This window comes from Streptomyces barkulensis (genome assembly GCF_002843305.1).
Taxonomy (GTDB): domain Bacteria; phylum Actinomycetota; class Actinomycetes; order Streptomycetales; family Streptomycetaceae; genus Streptomyces; species Streptomyces barkulensis.
Genome location: NZ_PGSG01000070.1, coordinates 1 through 22,467, shown reverse-complemented (window position 1 = coordinate 22,467; position 22,467 = coordinate 1). Strand labels below are relative to the sequence as shown.

At 69.4% G+C, this 22,467-nt stretch carries 12 protein-coding genes and 1 pseudogene; 9 read left to right on the top strand and 4 right to left on the bottom strand.

Features of this window, described 5'->3' with window-relative positions:
• Positions 1 to 5 precede the first annotated feature (5 nt).
• Together hisG and CUT83_RS13370 are read left to right on the top strand one after the other, a co-directional pair.
• Positions 6 to 854 (top strand): ATP phosphoribosyltransferase, encoded by an 849-nt coding sequence (gene hisG / locus CUT83_RS13375; RefSeq protein ID WP_093849277.1) that lies wholly within the window; start codon positions 6 to 8, stop codon positions 852 to 854.
• A 64-nt stretch (positions 855 to 918) separates the two neighbouring features.
• Positions 919 to 1,398 (top strand): PH domain-containing protein, encoded by a 480-nt coding sequence (locus CUT83_RS13370; RefSeq protein ID WP_101256058.1) that lies wholly within the window; start codon positions 919 to 921, stop codon positions 1,396 to 1,398.
• A 63-nt stretch (positions 1,399 to 1,461) separates the two neighbouring features.
• On the opposite strand, the gene CUT83_RS13365 is transcribed toward CUT83_RS13370, so the two are convergent.
• Both CUT83_RS13365 and CUT83_RS13360 read right to left on the bottom strand, forming a co-directional pair.
• Positions 1,462 to 3,450 (bottom strand): AAA family ATPase, encoded by a 1,989-nt coding sequence (locus tag CUT83_RS13365; RefSeq protein WP_101256057.1) that lies wholly within the window; start codon positions 3,448 to 3,450, stop codon positions 1,462 to 1,464.
• Positions 3,451 to 3,913: 463 nt separating this feature from the next.
• Positions 3,914 to 4,513, bottom strand: coding sequence for a uridine kinase family protein (locus tag CUT83_RS13360; RefSeq protein WP_101256089.1), 600 nt, complete (start codon positions 4,511 to 4,513; stop codon positions 3,914 to 3,916).
• Between the two features lie 280 nt (positions 4,514 to 4,793).
• On the opposite strand from CUT83_RS13360, the gene CUT83_RS13355 reads away from it, so the two are divergent.
• The 4 genes from CUT83_RS13355 (at position 4,794) to CUT83_RS13340 (ending at position 18,335) form a co-directional block, all read left to right on the top strand.
• Positions 4,794 to 6,206: a C39 family peptidase gene (locus CUT83_RS13355; protein ID WP_101256056.1), complete on the top strand. Its 1,413-nt coding sequence runs from the start codon at positions 4,794 to 4,796 to the stop codon at positions 6,204 to 6,206.
• Positions 6,207 to 6,529: 323 nt separating this feature from the next.
• On the top strand, positions 6,530 to 10,837 hold the full coding sequence (locus tag CUT83_RS13350; protein ID WP_101256055.1) for a LamG-like jellyroll fold domain-containing protein: 4,308 nt from the start codon (positions 6,530 to 6,532) through the stop codon (positions 10,835 to 10,837).
• A 142-nt stretch (positions 10,838 to 10,979) separates the two neighbouring features.
• Entirely contained in the window at positions 10,980 to 17,816 is a 6,837-nt protein-coding gene (locus CUT83_RS13345) for an RHS repeat-associated core domain-containing protein (RefSeq protein ID WP_240958518.1), read from the top strand.
• 12 nt (positions 17,817 to 17,828) lie between these two features.
• Entirely contained in the window at positions 17,829 to 18,335 is a 507-nt protein-coding gene (locus CUT83_RS13340; protein ID WP_143688548.1) for a hypothetical protein, read from the top strand.
• A gap of 116 nt (positions 18,336 to 18,451) precedes the next feature.
• Here the strand turns inward: CUT83_RS13340 and CUT83_RS13335 are convergent.
• Positions 18,452 to 18,682: pseudogene (locus CUT83_RS13335) on the bottom strand (site-specific integrase); the annotation flags it as partial.
• A 492-nt stretch (positions 18,683 to 19,174) separates the two neighbouring features.
• On the opposite strand from CUT83_RS13335, the gene CUT83_RS31590 reads away from it, so the two are divergent.
• From CUT83_RS31590 to CUT83_RS13320, 3 genes are all read left to right on the top strand, one after another.
• The gene (locus CUT83_RS31590) at positions 19,175 to 19,555 is read left to right on the top strand and encodes an EndoU domain-containing protein (protein WP_101256053.1); all 381 of its coding nucleotides are present in this window, start codon (positions 19,175 to 19,177) and stop codon (positions 19,553 to 19,555) included.
• Positions 19,556 to 19,565: 10 nt separating this feature from the next.
• Positions 19,566 to 19,823 carry a MafI family immunity protein gene (locus CUT83_RS13325; protein WP_101256052.1) on the top strand — a complete coding sequence of 86 codons (258 nt, stop codon included), beginning with the start codon at positions 19,566 to 19,568 and terminating at the stop codon, positions 19,821 to 19,823.
• Positions 19,824 to 19,970: 147 nt separating this feature from the next.
• The gene (locus CUT83_RS13320) at positions 19,971 to 20,744 is read left to right on the top strand and encodes a transposase (RefSeq protein ID WP_101256086.1); all 774 of its coding nucleotides are present in this window, start codon (positions 19,971 to 19,973) and stop codon (positions 20,742 to 20,744) included.
• A 221-nt stretch (positions 20,745 to 20,965) separates the two neighbouring features.
• Here the strand turns inward: CUT83_RS13320 and CUT83_RS13315 are convergent, their stop codons facing one another.
• Complete coding sequence (locus CUT83_RS13315) at positions 20,966 to 22,342, bottom strand: IS1380 family transposase (protein ID WP_101255530.1); 1,377 nt, start codon at positions 22,340 to 22,342, stop codon at positions 20,966 to 20,968.
• Positions 22,343 to 22,467 lie beyond the last annotated feature (125 nt).

Here is a 22,467-nt window from a genome sequence, read left to right as displayed (position 1 = left end):
ACCCCATGCTGCGCATCGCCGTCCCCAACAAGGGTTCACTGTCCGAGCCTGCGTCGGCGATGCTCCATGAGGCCGGCTACAAGCAGCGCAAGGACCGCCGTGAGCTGGTCCTGGTGGACAGCGACAACGAGGTCGAGTTCTTCTTCCTCCGCCCCCGCGACATCGCCGTCTACGTGGGCTCCGGCAAGCTCGACATCGGCATCACCGGCCGCGACCTGCTGCTGGACTCCGGGGCCGCCGCCGAGGAGATCCTCCGGCTCGGCTTCGCGGGCTCCACCTTCCGTTACGCCACCCGCCCCGGCACGGCGGGCGACGTCGGCGACTTCGGCGGCATGACCATCGCCACATCCTTCCCCGGCCTGGTCGCCAAGCACCTGGCCGACAACGGGGTGGACGCCTCCGTCGTCCGCCTCGACGGCGCGGTGGAGACGGCCATCCAGCTCGGCGTCGCCGAGATCATCGCCGACGTCGTCGAGACCGGCACCACGCTGCGCAACGCCGGACTGGAGATCATCGGCGAGCCCATCCTGGAGTCCGAGGCCGTCGTCATCCGGCGCACCGGAGCCCCCGCCGACGACCCCAAGGTGCGGCAGTTCCTCCGCCGCATGCAGGGCGTCCTGGTCGCCCGGCGCTACGTGATGATGGACTACGACATCCGCGCCGAGAAGGTCGAGCAGGCCGTGGCCCTCACCCCGGGCCTGGAGTCGCCCACCATCTCGCCGCTGCACCACGAGGGCTGGGTCGCGGTGCGCTCCATGGTGCCCGCCGGGGAGGCCCAGCGGATCATGGACGACCTGTACGAGCTGGGCGCCCGGGCGATCCTCACCACCGGCATCCACGCCTGCCGCCTCTGAGGCCGCAGGCACTCGCAGAGGCACCGAGACGACGAAGCACCGACCCACCGAAAGAGCGACGCACGTGCCCGCCCCCGCCCCCGAGCCCGGCGCAGACCCCGGCTCCGGCCCCGAACTGCCGGTGACCTTCCGGCCCTCCCGCACCCGCGTCGTCCTGCTGTCGGTCGGCGTCGCGATCCTGGCCACCCTCACCACGGTCGCGATGATGCTGGAAGGGCTCGGTGCGGGGGAGCGGGCCTCCTTCGTCCTCACCGGCCTGCTGTTCCTCGGCGTCCTCGCCCTGCTCAGCCGGCCGAAGGTGGTCGCCGAGGAGAGCGGCGTCACGGTCGTCAACCTCACCACCGTCCGCCACCTGGAATGGGCGGAGATCATCAAGGTGAACCTCCGCCCCGGCGACCCCTGGGTCCTCCTCGACCTCGCCGACGGCACCACCCTGCCCGCCATGGGCATCCAGCCCGGCGTCGCCAAACAGCAGGCCATCCGGGACGCGAAGGCGCTGCGCGCGCTGGCCGAGCACCACGGCACGGGGCCGTCCTCCCGCTGACCCGCCGCCGTTCCGGACCCGGCACGGGGTCTCCACACCGTCTCGGAGCGGACGGAGCGGAGGTCAGGTGAACGAGGGAGGTTCGCGCCGCGGCCCCTCGGGGCCGCGGCCGGACAGCACCTCACCGTAGGCCTGCATCAGATCCGGCAGCCGCAGCGTCGCCAGCTCCTCCCGGGAGGGCGCGCCCGGGTAGTCCGACAGCCGCAGATCGCGGTAGGCGCAGGACTTCTCGTACAGGGTGCGCAGGAAGCGGCCGTTGCCCAGTTCGTCGATCCAGCCCTGGCCCACCACATGGCCGCTGATGCTGCTCAGCTCCTCCAGCGCCTCCTCGTCCCACACGTCGCCGTTCTCCGCCGCCAGCACCTCGCCGATGGCCGTCAGCTCCGGCGGGCGGTAGCTGGGGAAGTCCACCCGGGTGGTGAAACGCGAGCCCAGGCCCGGGTTGGCGGCCAGCAGCCGGTCCATGCCCTCCGGATAGCCCGCCAGGATGACCACCAGCCGGTCCCGGTTGTCCTCGGCGCGCTTGAGCAGCACCTGGAGCGCCTCGTCGCCGTAGGCGTCGCCCTTGCCGTAACCGGTGTTGGACAGGCTGTACGCCTCGTCCACGAAGAGCACCCCGCCCAGCGCGGAGTCGATCAGCTCGTTCGCCTTGACCGCCGTCTGGCCCAGGTACTCGCCCACCAGGTCGGAGCGTTGCGCCTCCACCAGATGGTCGCCGCCCAGCAGGCCCAGCGCGTAGAACACCCGCCCCAGGATCCGCGCCACCGTCGTCTTCCCCGTACCCGAGGGGCCGGAGAAGACGAAGTGCCGCTTGGGCGGCTGGACGGGCAGCCCCTGCTCGGCACGGAGCCGCGCCATGTGCAGCTGCGCCGACAGCGCCCGCACCTGGCGCTTGACCGGCTCCAGGCCGACCATGCGCTCCAGCTCCTCCATCGCGCGGGCCAGCAGCACCGGGTCGGCCGGCCCCGCCGGGAAGCGCCCCGCCGGGAAGCGCCCGGCCGTCCCCCGGCGGCCAAAGGACCGCTCCCGCGCCCAGTCCGCCTCCACCGGCACGGGCCCGCTCACGCCGTCGCCCCTGCCGCCGCCCGTCGCGCTCCCGGGGAGCAGGCCCCCGGCGGCCGGATCGGCGAGGTCCGCACCGTCGGCGGACCACCCCCCGCCGGCAGGCATGTCACCCGGCAGGCCGTCGAACGGCACGTCCCCCGCCCCGTCGGCGCCGTCCACGACCGTCACGGCCGCGGACGCCGCCTCCGGCGCGTCGTCCAGCCCGTCGCCCTCGGCGATGGCGGTGAGCCGGGCGGCGGTGTCCATGAACGCCGGATCCACCCGGTACACCGCCCGGTACAGCGGCAGCGCCGACGCGCTGCGCCCGGTGCCCTCCCGGGCCCGGGCCAGCCAGTAGCGCAGCTCCTTGCGCTGCGGCTGCTCGCTGCGGCAGCGCATCAGGGCGGCGGCCAGCAGCGGCTCGGCCTGCCCGTACATCTCCAGCCGCACCCGGGCCATGCCCGCGAACAGGCTCGCCTCCACCCCCAGCAGCGGATCGCCCACCAGCGGCTCGGTGTGCCGGACCAGCAGCTCCCAGTCCTTGGCCAGATAGGCGCGGCAGGCGTGCAGGAACCGTACCTGGGGGTCGGCCTCCACCGGCGGGCACTCGGCCAGCGCCCGGTCCAGATCCGCCATGCGGCGGCCGTCCAGCCAGTGCGAGGCGTGCGCCAGCAGCAGGTCGCGCTCGCTCTCCAGCACCGGCTGCACCCACCAGCCCAGCCAGTACCAGGAGTTGAGGGCACGACCGTGCCGGGCGCGCTGCTCGCCGAAGCGGTGGCGGTGCTCGTGCATCCGCAGCAGAGCGGTGGCGGTGTCCACGCGCAGGGCGTGCAGCCCCAGCCAGGCGTCGGCCATGCCCGGGTCGATGCGCACGGCGGCGCGGAACTCCTCCTCGGCGTGGGTGTAGGAGCCCACGGTGTACGCGTCGACGCCGCGCAGCCAGGCGAGATCGGCGGGGGCCTGCGGACCGTGGACGTCCTGCGTGCCGTAGTCCCTCACGTCCCCCACGAAACGTCCCCCGAAGGTATGCGCCGGGCGGTCACCCGACGGCGGCGGTGGTTCTCAACGACGCTCAACGACCATGCTGCGAAAGGGAGTTGCCGCAGGCAGCAGGGCAGGACCCAGTCCGTCCGCAGCCTTTGGCATGGTACCCGCGCCCCGGTTTCGGGCGTAGACGGCGTATGGGCGGGCCGGAGGGGGGAAGGCAAGCCCCGACGGGCCGGTGGCAGGCGTTCGGTGACGGAGGGTGAGAACGCGCCGGAGCCCTCCGGACGGAACCCGGACAGGATTCGGACAGGATCCGGACAGGACGAAGCCCCCGATCACGGGGGAACAACCGGGGGCTTCGCAGGGGAACGGCCTGTGCAGGCCTTCCAGGGAGAACGTAGAACCAGGACCGGGGGCCGGTCAAGCCGGTGCGGGAGGGAACACACGGCCCGGTACGGCTGAAGCGCGCACCGCTGACGCCACGTCACCCACCGTAGTTCCCGGCGGACTTCTCCCGCCCTCCTCGCGGCCCCGGAAGCACCAGATGTCCCCGTACGCACCGCCGTACCAGGAGATCGGCGTGGGGGAGGGTGGGATCGGCGGCGAAGTGCCGATCCTCCGCGCGCTCCCAGCCGTCCCAGAAGCCCGCGAGCTCCGGACCGTCCCTGTGCCGCCCCCGGGCCCAGGCCTCCTCGCGCGGCACCTCCAGCCATACGACGCAGGCCAGATGAGGGCGCAGGGCGCGGCGGCCCGCGCCGACCCCCTCCACCAGCACCACCGGCGCGGGCGGCAGCGTACGCGCCCCGCCGAACACCCGGCGCTCCCAGTCGTACACCTCGTACCGGGCCGGCTCACCGCGCGAGAGCGGGGCGGCCACCTGCTCCAGAAAACGGCCGGTCCACCCGAACAGGGCGTCGTGACTCGCCAGGTCGTCCAGATGGAGCACCGGCGCCCCGCCCAGCCGAGCCGCCAGGCGCCCGGCCAGCGTGCTCTTGCCGGACCCGGCGTGCCCGTCGACCGCCACCAGCCGCACCGGCCCGCACGACGGCGGCAGGGCGCGCAGCCGCCGGACGAGACCGTCCAGGCCGGCCGGACCGGTCGGGCCATCCGGACCGGCCGCATCGGAGCGGGCACGGGGAATCACCGCTCCAGCCTACGACCGGCCGGGCAACGCCACTGGTCGACACCAATGTTTTCGGGCGTACGGAGCCCGCAGCACTGGCCCCGAAGATCCGGCGGCGGGAAGATGTGGACACTCCGCGGTGCGTCCGCGGCACCACCACCGCCGCCGCCGTATCGGCGCAGCACCCACGCGCGACACCGCACGCGCACCGACTCACGGAAGGACCGGGGTACCCACCGCCATGACCGACAGCAGACCGGCCACCCGCCGCACCGTACTCGCCGCCGCCGTCGCCACCGCCGCCGCGGCCGTCGCATCCCAGACCGCCCTCTCCCCGGCCGCCGCCTCCCCGCTCCCGGCCTCCCCCTCCGCCCCGGGCGCGAGCCGGGGCGGAGGGGGGAACGGCCCGCGGGCCGGCTCCACGGTGGACTACCGCGCCTGGACCTCCGCCGCCGACTGGCGCTCCGGCACCGGACAGGGCACCCGCGTGGCGGCCGGCCGCCGCCCCGGCATCGCCGTCGCCGCCCCCGCGGGCACCACCGACTACACCGACCCGCATACCGGGCGCACCGCCGCCTGGGAGTACGCCGTGTGGACCTCGCCCGTCCACCGCCTGCCGGTGCCCGCGAGCGAACTCGTCGCCTCCTGGAACGCCCACACCCCGGCCGGCACCTGGATCCGGATCGAGATGCGGGGCACCTACACCGACGGCACCGACACCCCCTGGTACACCATGGGCGTCTGGGCCGCCGGCGACGAGGACATCCGCCGCACCTCCGTGGACGACCAGGGCGACGGCAAGTCCAGCGTCTGGACCGACACCTTCGCCGTCGACGACACCTCCACCGGCCTGCGCCTGGCCTCCTACCGGCTGCGCGCCACCCTCCACCGCACCCCCGGCACCGACGCCACCCCGGTGGTCTGGCGCCTGGGCGCCATGGGCTCCGACGTCCCCGCCCGCTTCGAGGTCCCGGCCTCCGCGCCGGGCGTGGCCGCGGGCGTCGAGCTGGACGTCCCGCGCTACTCGCAGAACACCCACATCGGCCAGTACCCGGAGTACGACAACGGCGGCGAGGCGTGGTGCAGCCCCACCTCCTCACAGATGATCATCGAGTACTGGGGCCGGGGGCCCACCGCCGAGGACCTGTCCTGGGTCAACCCCGACTACGCCGACCCCCAGGTCTGCCACGCCGCCCGCTTCACCTACGACTACCAGTACTCCGGCTGCGGCAACTGGCCGTTCAACACCGCCTACGCGGCCACCTACCGCGACATGCAGGGCATCGTGACCCGCCTGGACTCCCTCGCGGACGCCGAGCTCCTGATCCGTGCCGGCATCCCCCTGATCACCTCCCAGTCCTTCATGGAGTCCGAACTCGACGGCGCGGGCTACGGCACCGCGGGCCACCTGATGACCGTCATCGGCTTCACGGAGGACGGCGACGTCATCGCCAACGACCCGGCCAGCGACAGCAACGAGGCCGTCCGCCACGTCTACAAGCGCCGGCAGTTCGAGAACATCTGGCTGCGCACCAAGCGCTACAACGCCAAAGGCCAGGTCAGAAGCGGTACGGGAGGCATCTGCTACATCCTCTTCCCGGCGAAGCCCTCCCCGGCCCAGTGCCGCGCCCTACGGAGCCTCGGCATCCGCTGACCCGGCGCCCTGACAGTCCGCCGTGGCCTTGATGGACCGGTGCCCCATCCACCGCGACGCCTCGTGCGGGGGAACACCGATACTCATGGGCACGGCGGACTTTTCATGTCTCAAACCGCGAGGGTTGCACTTCCAGGCGCAGTGCGCCTGAGGCCTGCTGCGACCAACACGCACACGTGATGCACATCACGTAACTCTCCGTGCTCGGTGTCTCATTGAGGGCTAGATGTCCGCTTGATGGGGCTGGCCGGTCCACAGCGAGGCGTTTACGTTCCCCTCCGGACCTTTACGTGATCTTCATGTCTTCTCTGGGGGGGCGGGGGATGTTTCGTCGTGCCCGCGTGCGCGGCTTCGGTGGCCCGGTGGCCATCGCACTGGGGGCCGTGCTGGTCGCGGGGCTGACGCCCGGCCTCGCCGAGGAGGCGTCGGCTCAGCCCCGGCCGCAGCGGCTACTCACCGAGGACGGAAGCCAGAAGCAGCCGTCGGCGTTCTCCGAGGACGAAGCGCTGGCGGAGGCGAAACGTTCCGGTGAGAGCGTGGAGGTCCTGTCGCTGCGCGGTGAGAGCAGCGATGTCTACGCCACTCCGGACGGGCAGTTGGAGGCGCGTGAGTATCTGCGTCCGGTCCGTACCCGGGTGAAGGGCAAGTGGCAGCCGGTCGACACCGGTCTGGCCGCGACCCCCGATGGGGCGGTGGCGCCGAAGGCGGCCACGGTGGGGCTGGAGTTCTCCGGTGGCGGTGACGCCCCGCTGGTGCGGATGGAGAAGGCCGGACGCGAGCTGGCCCTGACCTGGCCGGGGGAGCTCCCGGAGCCGCGGCTGGACGGTGACACGGCCACCTATCCGGAGGTTCTGCCCGGGGTGGACCTGCGGATGGGGGCCCAGGAGGACGGCTTCACCCAGCTGCTGGTGGTCAAGTCGGCGCAGGCGGCGGCCAGTCCTGAGCTGGCCGAGCTGCGCCTGAGCCTGGCGGCCGACGGGATGGACGTCCGCGAGACCGCCCAGGGTGGGCTGGAGGCGATCGACGACGGCGCCAAGGGCGTGGTCTTCGAGGCGCCGACGCCGCTGATGTGGGACTCCAGCACCGGCGGGACCGGTGAGGCGGCGGCGCAGAAGGCTCCGTCCCAGGAGACGGCCGCCCAAACCGGGGAGGCCGGCGGGGAGCCCGGCGCGGGCGAGTCGGGCAAGCTGGCGCCGCTGGACGTGGAGGTCCCCGAGGACGGGAGCGAGCTGGTCCTCACCCCCGACCAGGAGGTGCTGCGCGGAGCGGACACGGTCTACCCGGTGTTCATCGACCCGCAGTGGTACTCGCCGCGCGCCTCGGCCTGGACGATGGCGTCGAAGTACTGGGCCTCCTCCCCGCAGTGGAAGTTCAACGGCGAGCCGGACTCCGGTATGGGCTACTGCGGCTGGGACTACTGCAAGCCGTACGACACCAAGCGGCTGTTCTACCGGATACCGGTCTCCAAGTTCGCGGGCAAGTCGATCCTGTCGGCGGAGTTCGTCGTCCGCAACGTGTGGTCGGCCTCATGTACGGCGCGCGGGGTGCAATTGTGGCGCACCAAGGGCATCTCCTCCTCCACGACCTGGAACAGCCAGAACAACTCCGACTTCTGGATCGACCACCTGAAGACGGAGTCCTTCGCCTACGGATACTCGGGTTGCGCCGCGAAGGATGCCGAGTTCAACGTGAAGTCGGCGGTCCAGCAGGCCGCGAACGGCAAGTGGTCGACGATGACGTTCGGACTGCGGGCCTCCAGCGAGACCGACCGCTACGGACGGAAGCGTTTCTCCGACAAGGCGTTCCTGCGGGTGGTGTACAACCGTCCGCCGTACCAGCTGAAGATGTCGCAGCTGACGATGGAGTACGGCGGCACCTGCAAGCGGCCGGCGGACGCGGCACGGGTGCGCAGCCTGGGCACGATCTACGCCAGCAACGTCACCGACCCCGACGGCGACAACATCGCGGTGCAGTTCCAGGCCAAGTGGGACAACGGGGACGGCAAGGGTCTGATCGCACGGTGGAAACCGTCGCTGTCCACTTACAAGAAGTCCGGCTCCAGCTTCTCCGTCAAACTGCCGACGACGATCCCGGAGAACACGCAGATCCACTGGTACGCGCGGGTGCGGGACACGGACTCGACCGGGTACGGGAACTACTCGCCGTGGTCCTACGCGGGCGATCCGACCGGCTGTTACTTCGTCTACGACACCCAAAAGCCCAAGGCCCCGGCGGTCTCCTCGGGTGAGTATCCGGCCTCGGACCCGGAGAACCCGGACGACCCCTGGTACGACGGGGTGGGCCAGTACGGCACCTTCACGGTGGACTCCTCCTCGACGGATGTGACCCGCTACCGGTACGGCCTCAACAGCGACCCCCTGCCGTCCAATCAGGTCACCACCTCAGGCGGCGACGCCAGGACCATCGACCTGCTCCCGGCGAAACCAGGGGCGAACTTCGTCACCGTGATGTCCTTCGACGCGGCCGGCAACGGATCGGAGATCAGCACCTACCACTTCCGGGTCAAGGCCGGGCAGCCCGAGCGGGCCACCTGGCAGATGGACGAGGAGGCCGGCGCCACCCAGGCCGAAGGCTCCACCCCGGCCCGCACCGCCACCCTGCACGGCGGCGCCACCCCCGGAGCGGCGGGCAAGAAGGGCACCGCCGTGGAGTTCGACGGCACCGACGACTACGCGGCCACCGACATCCCGGTGGTCGACACCAGCCGCGGATTCGCCGTCTCCGCCTGGGTCAAGCTCTCCGCGATGCCCGGCCGTGCGGCGATCGTCGCCGCCCAGCCGGGCAACCACAGCCCCGGCTTCGAGCTGTACTACTCCCAGGCGTTCGACCGCTGGGTGTTCAACCAGTACGCCGCCGACCAGGCCGGCGCGGGCATCGTCCGCGCGATGGCCGACACCCCCGGCGGGGTGAGCACCGGCACCTGGACCCACCTGGTGGGCTCCTACGACTCCGCCCGGGACATGCTGGAGCTGTTCGTCGACGGCACCCTGGTCGGCCAGACCCCGTACGCCACCCCGTGGAGCGCCCGCCGCGGCCTGAGCATCGGCGCCGGCTCCTACAGCGGCGTCATGGGCAACTTCTTCCCCGGCGCCGTCGACGACCTCCAGCTCTTCGACAAGCCGCTCACCGCCAACGAGGTCGGCAAGCTCGGCGCCCACCAGCAGGTCGGCGACCCCGGACGCCCCGCTGTGGCGGTCTTCCCCCTCGACGAAGCGGCGGACGCCACCGAGATCACCGGGCACGGCGATGTGCTGCCGGCCCGCTTCCACGGCGGCGTCACCCCCGGCGAGCCCGGCGTGGCGGGCAAGGCCGCCCACTTCAACGGCACCGACGCCTACGCCGGGATCGGGCAGACCAGCGGCCCGCACGTGAACACCGCACGCAGCTTCACCATCTCCGCCTGGGCCAAACTGGACGACAAACCCGACCGTGCGGCGATCATCGCCGCCCAGGCGGGCCAGGCCCGCCCCGGCTTCGAGTTGTACTACTCGGCCGCCAACGACCGGTGGGCGGTCAACCAGTACGCCTCCGACAGCGCGGGCTCCGGCCTCATCCGCGCCATGCAGCCGGAAGGCGCCACCGCCCACGCCGGGCAGTGGACCCACCTGGCCGGCGTCCACGACACCGTCGCCGACACCCTGACCCTGTACGTCAACGGCACCAAGGCCGGATCCACCACACTGGAAGGCGCCTTCTACGCCAACCAGTCCATGTACCTCGGCGCCGGCTCCTACAGCGGCGTCATGGGCAACTTCTTCCCCGGCGCCATCGACGATGTCCGCCTCTTCGACCGCCCCGCCTCCGCGGCCGAGATCCAGCAGCTGTTCAAGCAGCGTCCGCTGGTCAAGGGCCGCTGGAACTTCGAGTCCACCGACGGGATCTCCCCGGTCACCACCCCGGACTCCTCCACGGAGGGCCGCCCCATGACCCTCCACGGCGGCGCGGTCGGCGGCATGGATTCGTGGATCGACTTCGGCTCCCTGGAACTGGACGGTGTGGACGACTACGCCGCCACCGACGTTGTGCCGGTGGACACCAGCGCCAGTTTCACCGCGACGGCCTGGGCCAAGGCCGCCGCGATCCCCGAGGCCCCGGTGACCCTGCTCAGTGCGGAAGGCTCTCACCAAAGCGCCTTCGCCGTGCGATACCTGCCGGATGACGACCCGGAGCATCCGGGGCGCTGGCAGATCACCGTTTCCGAGACGGACAGTGTCGGCTCGCCGGTGGCATCGATGGAGAACGAAGCCTCCTTCTACAACGTGCGGTCGTGGAATCACCTGGCACTCGTCTACGACGGCTTCTCCAAGGAAGCACGGCTGTACGTCAACGGCGTACTCGAGGAAGTCGCCTGCGTGGACGCGGACGACGACGGCAACGCGGATGACGCCTCCTGCACCGACCGGATTCCGTGGGCGGAGAATGTGCTGTCGTTCAAGGCCGCCGGGGCCCTCCAGGTGGGCAGGACGACCGACGCCGGCGTGGGCCGCGAGTACTGGCCCGGCCTGGTGGACGACGTATGGACCTTCCAGGGGGCCCTGAGCGACGCCCAGGTGTTCTATCTGGTCGACCAGGTCTACGGAGTACCGACCGAAGTACCCGATCCGGACTGACCACAGTGCGGGTGTGCCGAGGGCCGGCCCTCGGCACACCCGCGCGACCTTCAGGCATGACACGCGTGTTTTTCCGCGCCTTCGTGTGTACGGGCAGTCCTCTGCCCGGAAGCGGCGCTTGCGGTGAGGGATGAGGGCAGGGATGAGCGGCAGACCGAACAGATTCGTGATGAAAATGCGGCACCACACGGCGTTGGCGGTGTCGGCCGTGATGGTGGGGACGCTGCTGCAGGCGGTGGCCACGCCCACGGTCGCGGCCGATGACGGGCGAGGTCGCTCCGGCCTGCCGACGGCCGAGAAGACCGTTGCCGGCAAGGACGGCATCAAGGTCAAGCCTCGGAAGATGTACAGGGGGCCGAAGGCGCCCAAGGAAGCCCCGAAGGCGGCCTGGCCGAAGGCCGGCACTGAGGTAGTGGCCCTCCCCAAGGCCACGGCGAGCGGCTCCGCGGTCCTCACTCCGCAGAAGGCGAAGGGACTACCGATCGCGCTCGGCGTCCCCGCGGCTAAGACCGGACACCCTGGGGCCCGGGCCAGAGCCGCCGAGGCCGCGGCCGGAGGGAAGGTCGAAGCACGTGTCCTGGGACGCAAGCGGGCGGCCGAGGCGGGCGTTGACGGCCTGCTGTTCAGCCTCTCCTCCCGGAGCGGCGATGGTTCCAAGGCCGGAAAGACAAGCGTGACGGTTGACTACTCGGCCTTCGCGCAGTCCTACGGCGGCGGTTACGCCTCCCGGCTGACCCTGGTGGAGCTGCCCGAGTGCGCACTGACCACCCCGGAGAAGAAGGGGTGCTCGACACGCCGGACGGTCCCTACCACCAACGACGTCGAACAGCAGAAGCTGACGGCCGAAACCGTCACCCTCCATTCGGACGCGTCCACCGTGCTGGCCGCGGTCGCCGACGACGAGGGAATGGAAGGCGACTACAAGGCCACCCAGCTCTCCCCGTCCGCCACCTGGGACACCAACCTCAACACCGGAGACTTCACCTGGTCCTACGGCATGCCGGTGCCGGAGGTGCCCGGCGGTCTGAAGCCGAACGTCGGCCTCTCCTACTCCTCGGCGACGATCGACGGCCGTACGGGCTCGACCAACAACCAGTCCTCCTGGGTGGGTGACGGCTTCGAGCTGTGGCCCGGCTACATCGAGCGCCGCTACAAGCCCTGTTCCGACGACGGGGTGAAGAACGCCGACGGCAACAAGCCCGGCGACCTGTGCTGGGGCTACGACAACGCGTTCATCTCGTTCAACGGCACGGGCGGCGAACTGGTCCCGGCCGGAGACGACGAGTGGAAGTTCAGGCAGGACGACGGAACCCTTATCAAGAGGCTGACCTCCACCAACCGGGGCAACGGCGACGACAACGGTGAGTACTGGCGGCTGACAGACCCGCAGGGCAATCGCTACTACTTCGGCTACAACCGCCTCCCGGGCTGGGCGTCGGGCAAGGAGACCACCGCCTCTACCTGGACCGTTCCCGTCTTCGGCGACGATGCGGGCGAGCCCTGTCACGCCTCCGCCTTCGCCGACTCCTGGTGCCGGCAGGCATGGCGCTGGAACCTGGACTACGTCGTCGACCGGCACGGCAACGCCATCGCCTACCACTACGACAAGGAGACCAACTCCTACGGCCGCAACCTGAAGGCGTCGGACGACACCCGCTACGACCGTGGCGGCCACCTGGACCGTATCGAGTACGGGCTGAAGTCCTCCAGCATGTACACCGCCGGGCCGCTGGCCAAGGTCGACTTCACCAGCTCGGAACGCTGCTTGCCCAAGACCGGGGTGAGCTGCGCCGCGGACACCATCGATGACCAGGCGTTCTACTGGTACGACACCCCCTGGGATCTCAACTGCGAGGCCGACGAGGACTGTGACCGGCGCCTGTCGCCCACCTTCTGGACCCGCAAGCGGCTGACCGAGGTCTCCACCCACGTCCTCAAGTCCGACGGCTCCTACGGCAAGGTCGACTCCTGGAAACTCGGCCACCGCTGGGGCATGGCAGACATCGACTACCAGCTCCTGCTGGACAGCATCCAGCGCACCGGGCACACGGCCAGCCCGACGGTGACCCTGCCGAAGACCACGCTCGACTACACCCAGATGGAGAACCGGCTGGACGAGACCGGAGACGGGTACGCGCCGTTCGTCAAGGAGCGCCTGTCGACGGTGGCCGACGAGTCCGGCGGCCAGATCACCGTCGACTACTCGACCTCGGCCTGCGACTCCGCCTCCCTGCCCACCCCGCAGACCAACACCACCCGCTGCTTCCCGCAGTACATCGGCGGCTCGGCGGAGGTGGACCCGGAGCTGCACTGGTTCAACAAGTACGTCGTCACCTCCGTCACCGCCACCGACCGCACCGGAGGGGCACCGAACCAAGTCACTCGCTACAGCTATCTGGGCGGAGCCGCCTGGCACTACGACGATGACGACGGCCTGACCAAGGAGAAGCACAAGACCTGGTCCCAGTGGCGCGGTTACGGGCGCGTGCGGGTGCAGACCGGCGGGCAGGACGCCGACAGCATGGAGACGCAGCAGGACACCTACTTCCTGCGCGGCATGCACGGCGACCGCAAGGACACCTCCGGGGACACCACCAAGATCGTCACCGTCTCCCTCGGCGAAGGCGAGGGCGACCCCATCACCGACCACGAGGCGGCCAGCGGGTTCGCCTACAAGACCGTCACCTACTCCGCGCCCGGCGGAAAGGTCCTCGGCAAGACGGTCAACCGGCCCTGGCGCCACGAAACCGCCAGGAAAGTCCGAGACTGGGGCACGGTGACCGCCAACCTCACCGGCACCTCCCACACCAGGACCTGGACCTCCCTGGACGACGGCGCCGGCAGCCAGTGGCGCATCACCTCCTCGTCGAAGACGTACGACACCGTCGCCGGACGCATCACCGAAGTGGACGACCGGGCCGACAACACCACCGCCGCCGACAACCGGTGCACCCGCACCACCTACGCCACCAACACCGAGAAGAACATCCTCACCCTGCCCTCCCGGGTGGAGACCGTCACCAAGGACTGCGCCACCACGCCCGACCGCTCCAGTGACGTCATCTCCGACATCCGCACCGCCTACGACGGTGGTGGCTACGGCGACGCCCCCACCAAGGGCGACGCCACCGCGAGCGCGGTGCTGAAGAAGCACGACGGCACCACGGCCACCTACCTGGAATCCGGCGCGACCTTCGACTCCTACGGTCGTGAACTGACCACCACCGACCTGACCGCGAACCTCACCGTCACCGGCGACGGCACACTGGTCCGCACCCCGCGCACCGACGGCCGCACCACGACCAAGGAGTACAGCCCGGCCACCGGCATCCCGACGAAGCTGACCGAGACAGGACCGCCCGCGGTCGAGGGGAACAGCACCTCGGCACTGACCACGACCACGGAACTGGAACCGCTGCGCGGCCAGCCCAGCGCCGTCTACGACGCCAACAACGTCCGCACAGCCTTCGCCTACGACGCACTGGGCCGCTCCAGCAAGGTTTGGCTGGCCGGCAAGCTCACCGGGTCCATCCCCGACCACGAGTTCGTCTACTACGTCAACGAGAACCAGCCGGTCGCAGTGGCCAACAGGATCCCCAACCACAGCGGCGGCCAGTACATCACCTACACGATCTACGACGGCTTCCTGCGCGAACGCCAGGCCCAGGCCCCCGGCCCCGAGGCCGGACGGATCATCACGGACACCTTCTACGACGAGCGCGGCCTGGTCACCAAGACCTATGCCCCCTACCACGCCGAAGGCAACCCGAGCATCAACCTCTTCGCACCCGACAACGCACTGATGGTGGAGACCCAGTCACGCCACTTCTACGACGGACTCGGCCGGGAGACCGAGGTCCAGCAGATCGCGGGCAGCGGCGACGACACCACCGTCCTGAACACCACCAAGACCCTGTACGGGGGCGACCGCATCACCGTCATCCCGCCCGCCGGAGGGACGGCCACCACCACCCTCACCGACGCTCGCGGGCAGGCCACCGAACTGCGCCAGCACCACCACCGCGCGGCCGACGCCCCTCACGACACCACCGCTTACCGCTACACCCCCCGGGGCGAGCTGTCGAAGGTCATCGACCCCGAGGGCAACACCTGGGAGTACACCTACGACCAGCTCGGCCGACAGATCACGGCCAAGGACCCAGACAAGGGCACCACGACAAGCCGCTACGACGACCGCAGCCAGCTCACGTCGACCACCGACGCCCGCGACACCACCCTTGCCCATGTCTACGACGGCTTGGGCCGCCAGACCGAACTGCGCGAGGACTCGGCCACGGGCACACTGCGCGCCAAGTGGGTCTACGACACCATCAGCGGCGCCAAGGGGCACCTGGCCGAGGCCATCCGCTACCACGACGGGAACGCGTACACCTCCAAGGTGACGATGTACGACCGGCACTACCGGCCCGCCAGGACCGCTGTCGAGATCCCCTCCGCCGAGGGAGCCCTGGCGGGCACTTACCACACCGCCACCTCCTACAGGCCCTCCGGTCTGATCGGAGGCGTCAGCTACTCGGCCGCGGGCTCCCTGCCCGGGGGCGGCTCCACCTACCTCTACGACAACCGCACCCTGCGCACGACCTCGGTGTACGGGCGCGGCTACGACGCCGACGTCACCTACAGCCTCACAGGCAAACCGCTGGTGTACTCACTCGGTGCATCCGGCAGCAGCCCGAGAACCGAGATCACCAACACCTACGAGCAGGGCACCCAGCGCCTGGCCACCTCCCGTGTGGAGCGGCAGGACATCAACGGTGTCGACCGGCACAACACCTACCGCTACGACGAGGCCGGCAACGTCCTGTCCATCACCGACGTCTCCCGCTCCGGCACTGACAACCAGTGCTTCACCTACGACTACCTGCGCCGCCTCACCCAAGCGTGGGCACAGCCCACCCAGACCTGCGCCGACGCCCCGAGCGCCGGAGTGCTCGGCGGCCCGGCCCCCTACTGGCACTCCTACTCCTACGACAAGACCGGCAACCGGCTGACCGAAACTCAGCACGACATCACCGGCGACACCGCCAAGGACATCGAGCGGGCCTACGACTACCCCGCGCCCGGCAGCCCGCAGCCGCACACACTGGCCTCGGTGACCACCACCGGACCGACCGGCACGGCCCGCGACAGCTACGGCTACGACGAGTCCGGCAACACCACCGCCCGCACCCTCGGCGGCGACACCCAGCGGCTGACCTGGGACCCCGAGGGACACCTGGCCAAGGTCACCGAACCCGTCGAGGGCGAGGACGACCAGGTCATCGAGTACCTCTACGACGCCGACGGCAACCGGCTCATCGGTCGGACCCCGACCGAGACCACCCTCTACCTCGGCCACACCGAGATCACCCTCGCCAAGGGCACCACGGAGCCGAAGGCCACCCGCTACGTCGGCCTCCCCGGCGGCCACCAGGCCGTCATCGAGGACGACGGCACGGTCTCCTTTACCATCGCCGACCACCACGGCACCGGCCACCTCGCCATCGACGCGAGCGACCTGTCGATGACCCAGCGCCGCAGCCTGCCCTTCGGCGGCCCGCGCGGCGAGCAACCGGAGGTCTGGCCCGGCACCAAGGGCTTCGTCGGCGGCACCACCGACACTGCCACCGGCCTGACCCACCTCGGCGCCCGCGAGTACGACCCCGCGATCGGTCGTTTCATCTCCGTCGACCCGATCATGGACCTCGCTGACCCCCAGCAGATCCACGGCTACACCTACGCCAACAACAACCCCTTCACCTGGTCCGACCCCACCGGCCTCATACCGGTGGGCATGTGTCAGGGCTTCGTCGGTTGCGACACGGATAACACAGAGGTCGACGAATGGTTCAGTCAGAACGACGACGGAACGTGGACCCAGCACACCGTCACGACGCAAGTCAGCGGCCGGAGCGATGGGACCACCCTCTGGACCTACACCTATACCGAGGGCGGGGAGAAGACGGTCAGTCATTTGACCTTCCTCCCGGAGAGTAAGCGTTTTATCCCCTACGAAGTTCCTGTAGGGGAGCACCACTTGTGGACGAAGGCGAAAGAAGCTTTCAAATTCTTGGTATTCGATCCACAAGACTGCGCGGACATCGCCAGCATGGACTGCGCCATCGGCGCCATCAGTCTTCTGCCGGCTGCCAAGGCCGCCAAGCTGATCAAGTACGGCGACGAGGCAGCCGATGCGGCGTCATGCGTGAGAAAACACAGCTTCCTCCCGGGAACCGACGTACTCCTCGCTGACGGCACCACCAAGAACATCGAAGACGTCGAGATAGGCGACAAGGTCGTCGTCACCGATCCCGAGACCGGTGAGACGGCCACCCGTGAGGTCGTCGCCACCATCCTCACCGAGGACGACAAGCACTTCGTCGACCTCACCATCACCACCGAAGACGGCCCCGCCTCCCTCGTCTCCACCACCACCCACCCCTTCTGGGTGGAGAGCGAAGAGAAGTGGCTGGACGCCGGCGAACTCACCCCCGGCATGTCCCTGCGCGCTCCCGACGGGGCCACTGTCACCGTCGACGAGGTCCGCTCCTTCACCAAGCGCCAGCGCACCCACGACCTCACTGTCCAGGGCATCCACACGTACTATGTGCTCGCGGGGCAGACGCCGGTCCTCGTTCACAACAGCAACGGCTGCATAAATTGGGCGTCCAACAGCGTGAAAACGTGGGGTCACACATTTAAGACTCATGGTGCCGGAGCGAAGAACACGAAGGCTCTGACCGATCGCGCTCGTAGCACCGGGAATCAGCAGGGTCAATGGCTGAATAATGACGCCGCTGCAGATTTCTTGAAGGGCCTCCATGTCGAAGGAGCCGGCCCCAGGTCGGTGCGTATTCCGGATGGATTGGGGCAGGTGATCATGCCGGATGGGAGTATCGTCCAAGCGCGGGCAGCTACCATCGTCCCGAGTCCAAATGGGCTGTACAAGACGGGATTCCCGATCATTGGCCCGAACTAGGAGGCTGGAGAGATGAGCTTCTCTGTGTCGTTCAATCCGGCCGTGCCGTCAGGCGCTGTGTCTCCTGCTTCAGCGAGTCTGGAGCCGGGTGACGATTACGAGACCCTTGTCATGGAGGCGTGTAGCGTCCTGTCTGACGCTGGAGGCAGCACATTCCACATTGGCGGCTTCGGGAGTGATGAGTGGCCGCTCGATGTCGCGTATGACTTGTCTGCCTTCATGGAGCAACTCCCGTCGCTTCTGGTGGGTGTACGCGACCGTCGCGAAGTCGAGGTGGATCTCTACACACAGGGTATCGAGAGGACTTTGACTTTCCGCCCAAGCGGGGATCTCGTGATGATTCACTGCGAGTCGCGGACCAATTGGGTTCCAAACCCGGAGCGCGAGAGCATTGCACAGAGTGGGCTAGTCGCGATGCTCTCCAAGTTGGCCGAAGACTTCGCCAGAGGGTTGAAGGCGATCAATTCCGAACTGTCGGAGGTCGCACCATTCGAACGTTGGCTGGAGGGTGAGGTGTAGCCCCGCTGCCCGATCCCGCAACCCGCGCGCTGGATAGCAGCAGCAAAGTTGAAGCCCCGTCAGGTACGTCCTGGCGGGGCTTCTGCGGTGGGTGACGGCAGTAGTTGACGGCAACGTCAGTGGACGGTGGCTCCGCACAGCGGCGGGTCGTTGCCGTCGTCGCGGGTCGACTCGTTGTTGGCGGGGCCGTCAAGGGCGGTGCTGAGGGTGTTGATGGCGTCTCGCTGGAGGCGGAGTCGGACGTGGGCGTAGACGGTGGCGGTGACGCCGATGTGGGCGTGGCCGAGGAGTTCTTTGATGACGACGAGTTCGACGCCTTGTTCCAGGAGCAGGGTGGCGGTCAAGTGCGGCTCGCTCCGCTCGCCGCGCGCGGCCCGGCTCCCCGCCGGGCCTGCGCTCCTGCCTTCGTCCCGCTCCGCCCCGGCGTCCGCCGGCCGCGCACCAACAGCCAGCCCCCGGGTTGCTGACCAGGCGCCGTCGTGGCTGGGGGTCGGCTCCGACGGCTTTACGCACCTGCCCGGTCCGGGACCCGCGTCGGGCAAGCCCAGGGGGCCACTCGGACACATTGCGGGCAGGTCCAAAGCCTGCCCGAGTTGCCAACCAGCGTACGGCCCCCTGGTCATGCCCGACCCCAGCCCAGGCAGGACACCGCCCAAACCCGCTCCGCCGACCTTGCCGAAGGCTGACGCATGGTCTCCAGCCCATGCACGGTTCTGACGGCAACGATGACGGCAACCGAGACGCACCCCAGCACACTTCCATGGACGCCAGCGGACCAGCAAACTTTCGCTGACCTGCAAAAACGCAGGTGACGTCTACCCAGCGCGCACACGTACTATGTGCTGGCAGGCGCCACACCGGTCCTCGTTCACAACAGCAACTGCCCCGGCATCGGCCGCGAATTGATTGGTGGGCAAGAGCAGTTCCATATCATTCACGGTGACAGAACGGGTGGCGGTCATAAGTGGCCGGGACAGCCTGGGAAGACCGTGTTTCCGCGCGGTTGGGACACCGACAAAATTCTCGACAGCATTGTCGACGTGGCGACTAGTCCCAACAGCGTTAGGACGCAGCAGACAGGCCGAGCTGGAGCCCTGTACACGAGGAACGGGGATCCGTCGCGGTGGAAGGTTGAAGGAGTAGTGGACGGCGTGAACATCAGGGTCATTTATGAACCTGCAACGGACCGGATTGTGACCGGTTTCCCGTACCGGCCCTGATGGAGGCACCGTGGAAGCTGTAGAGTACGCCGCCAAGATCGAAGAACTACTAGAGGAATCTCCCATCACTGCGCCTTCGGTTGCAGTCGACGTGCGCGACCTTCTGACGGCCGGAGAGTTTGCCCTAGCTTTCGACACCATGTGCTCATGGATTTACGAGGACGAGTTGTCGATTAGCGAGGAGTACTACGAGCGGCTTGTCTGGCTGTCGGAAGATCTTGGATCTCGCGATCTCGTCACGCGAATGCGTGAGCTGGTAACGGGATAATCGAGTTCCCCGCCGCTTTGAATTGGGTCGCGTCGTGATCGTCTGATGCGACTCGGATCGGAGTGAGCGACCGCAAATATGAAGCCCCGTCAGGTGCGTCCTAAGGGCTGTCCCGTAACCGCTGGTCGCGGATGAGATGATCTTGTGGTGGCTGGTGTGATCACGGCGTCGGAGCCGTCCTGGATAGCCCCGTTCACCGGGCTGAGCCCGCGGCAGTTCGCCAAGCTGGTCACCGCGCTGCGGCGCGAGGGCGCCGATCCGGTGCGTCGGGGCCGGCCGTGGTCGCTTCCGTTGGAGGACCGGGTGCTGCTGGTGGCCGCGTACTGGCGCACCAACCTCACCCTGCGCCAGCTCGCCCCGCTCTTCGGGATCTCCAAGTCGGCCGCCGACCGGATCGTCGACCACCTCGGTCCGGCCCTCGCGCTCCAGCCCCGCAAGCGGTACCGCAAGAACACCGTGCTCATCGTGGACGGCACCCTGGTCCCCACCCGCGACCGGAACGTGGCCGCCTCCAGCAAGAACTACCGCTACTCCACCAACCACCAGGTCGTCATCGATGCCGACACCCGCCTGGTCGTCGCCGTCGGGCGGCCGCTGCCGGGCAACCGCAACGACTGCCGGGCCTGGGAGGAATCCGGCGCCGAGGACGCCGTCGGCACCACCCCCACAGTGATCGCCGACGGCGGCTACCGCGGCACCGGCCTGACCATCCCGCACTACCGCCGGCACCAGGACGAGGACCTGCCCGTCTGGAAGGAAGAGCACAACGCCTCCCACCGCCGGGTCCGCGCCCGCGTCGAGCACACCTTCGCCCGCATGAAGGCCTGGAAGATCCTGCGCGACTGCCGCCTCAGAGGCGACGGCGTCCACCACGCCATGCTCGGCATCGCCCGCCTGCACAACCTCACCCTCGCCGGATGACGAGCAAACAAGCAGGTCAGCCGACACGTTCCTGAGAATTTACGGGACACCGTCTAGCCTCGATCTTTCGTGAGGGTCCGCCGACGGAGTCGGCGGGCCCTCACGCGTGCTGTTTCTGAGTCCGGGCAGGCCGAGGGCCCGGCTGTCGCGTCGGGTGGGCGCCGGGTTCCACTGCTCCGGGTCGGGGTGGTGCTGCTCGCAGGAACAGGCGGATCCGCTGGTCAGCCGGGGTTGGGCAGGAGGGCGAGCCGTTCGAGGGCGGCGGTGATGTGGCCGGTCCAGGGCCAGTGCCGGGCGAGGCGGAGGATGCGGCGGCGGCCGGTGGTGACGAGCTGGCCGGCCGCGGTGAACAGGCGCAGCCGCAGGCGGCGGGGTTCCCAGAGGCGGGCGGTGCCGGTGAGGGCGAGCATGGGCATCCAGGCCAGCAGGTCGAGGGCTATCTGGACGATCTCGAGCCAGACCTTGTTCTGGGCGGTGGTGTGCAGGGGCAGGTTGCGCAGGCCGGTCGTGCGGGCGGCCCGGATGCGGTCCTCGGCCCGGGCCCGCAGCCGGTGACGGAGCTCGAGCTCGGCGATCGGCCGGTCAGGGGTGTTGGTCGCGAAACACGTGATCCGCATGCCGTCGGCGTCGGTGAGCCGCAGCTGGGCGCCGGGGTGCGGTCTTTCCTTGCGGACGATCAGCCGCATGCCCTTGGGCCATCCGTCCAGGAGCTTGCCGGTGAGCTCGGCGACCCAGGCCCCGTCGCGGATCTCGCCGCCGGTCTCGACGGCCGCCGTCCAGGCTGAGGCGGGGGCCTTCAGCACGTGTTCGTGGATCGCGTCGGTGACCGTCATGCCGACTGAGTAGGACAGCCACCGCCCTCGCCGGGCGAGCCAGGACACGAAGTCGTGGGTGCCGCCCGCGGAGTCGGTGCGGACCAGGGTCCGGCGCCCTCGCCGGTATTGCTTGGGCAGCTGGGCCAGGGCCAGTTGGGCGGTGGTGATGTGGTCGGCAGCGGTGTTCGAGCCCGCGTTCCCCGGCCTGAGCAGGGCGGCGACCGGCTCTCCGGTTCCGCCCGGGCCGTGGTCGACGAAGGCCGTCAGCGGGTGGTGGCCGTAGGTCTTCTTCCAAGTCGCGGCCGCGTCCTGTTTGTCGGAGTGGGCGACCACGAGGACGCCGTCGAGATCGACCGTGACCTGGTCGTCGGCGTCCGGGGCGTTCTCGCCGGCCAACGACCAGACCCGCTGCCGGGCTTCGGACCGTGCGGCGCGGATGGCGGTCAGGGCCTTCTCGCCGGAGGCGGCGAGGGTGTCGATCAGACGGGAGACGGTCGGGTCGGAGGCGACCGGCCCGAAGAGGGCCGGCTCACACCGCAGCACCGCAACGTCCGCGAGGCAGTCTCCGCCCAGAGCGACCGCCAGGGCGACGTCCAGAAGGACCTTGCCGGGATCGTGGACGGCCCGCGGTTTGCGCCACGGTGCCAGAGCTGCGGATATGGCCTGGTCAAGACCGGTCTTGCGGACCGTTTCGACGAGCAGGACCGACCCGGCCTGGGAGACGACCTGGCGGCCGTCGTCCTGGACACGGACGCGGGGGTAGGGCCCGGTAGAGTGCTTCACCTGGGAAGTGCCTCCGGCGATGGCAGGAACAAGGACCTCGACAATCCTCATTCTTGCTGGTCAGAGGCACTTTCTGCTTTCCTGACCGCCTGCCGGACAGCCCACTTCATGAAAGCGCGAGGCTA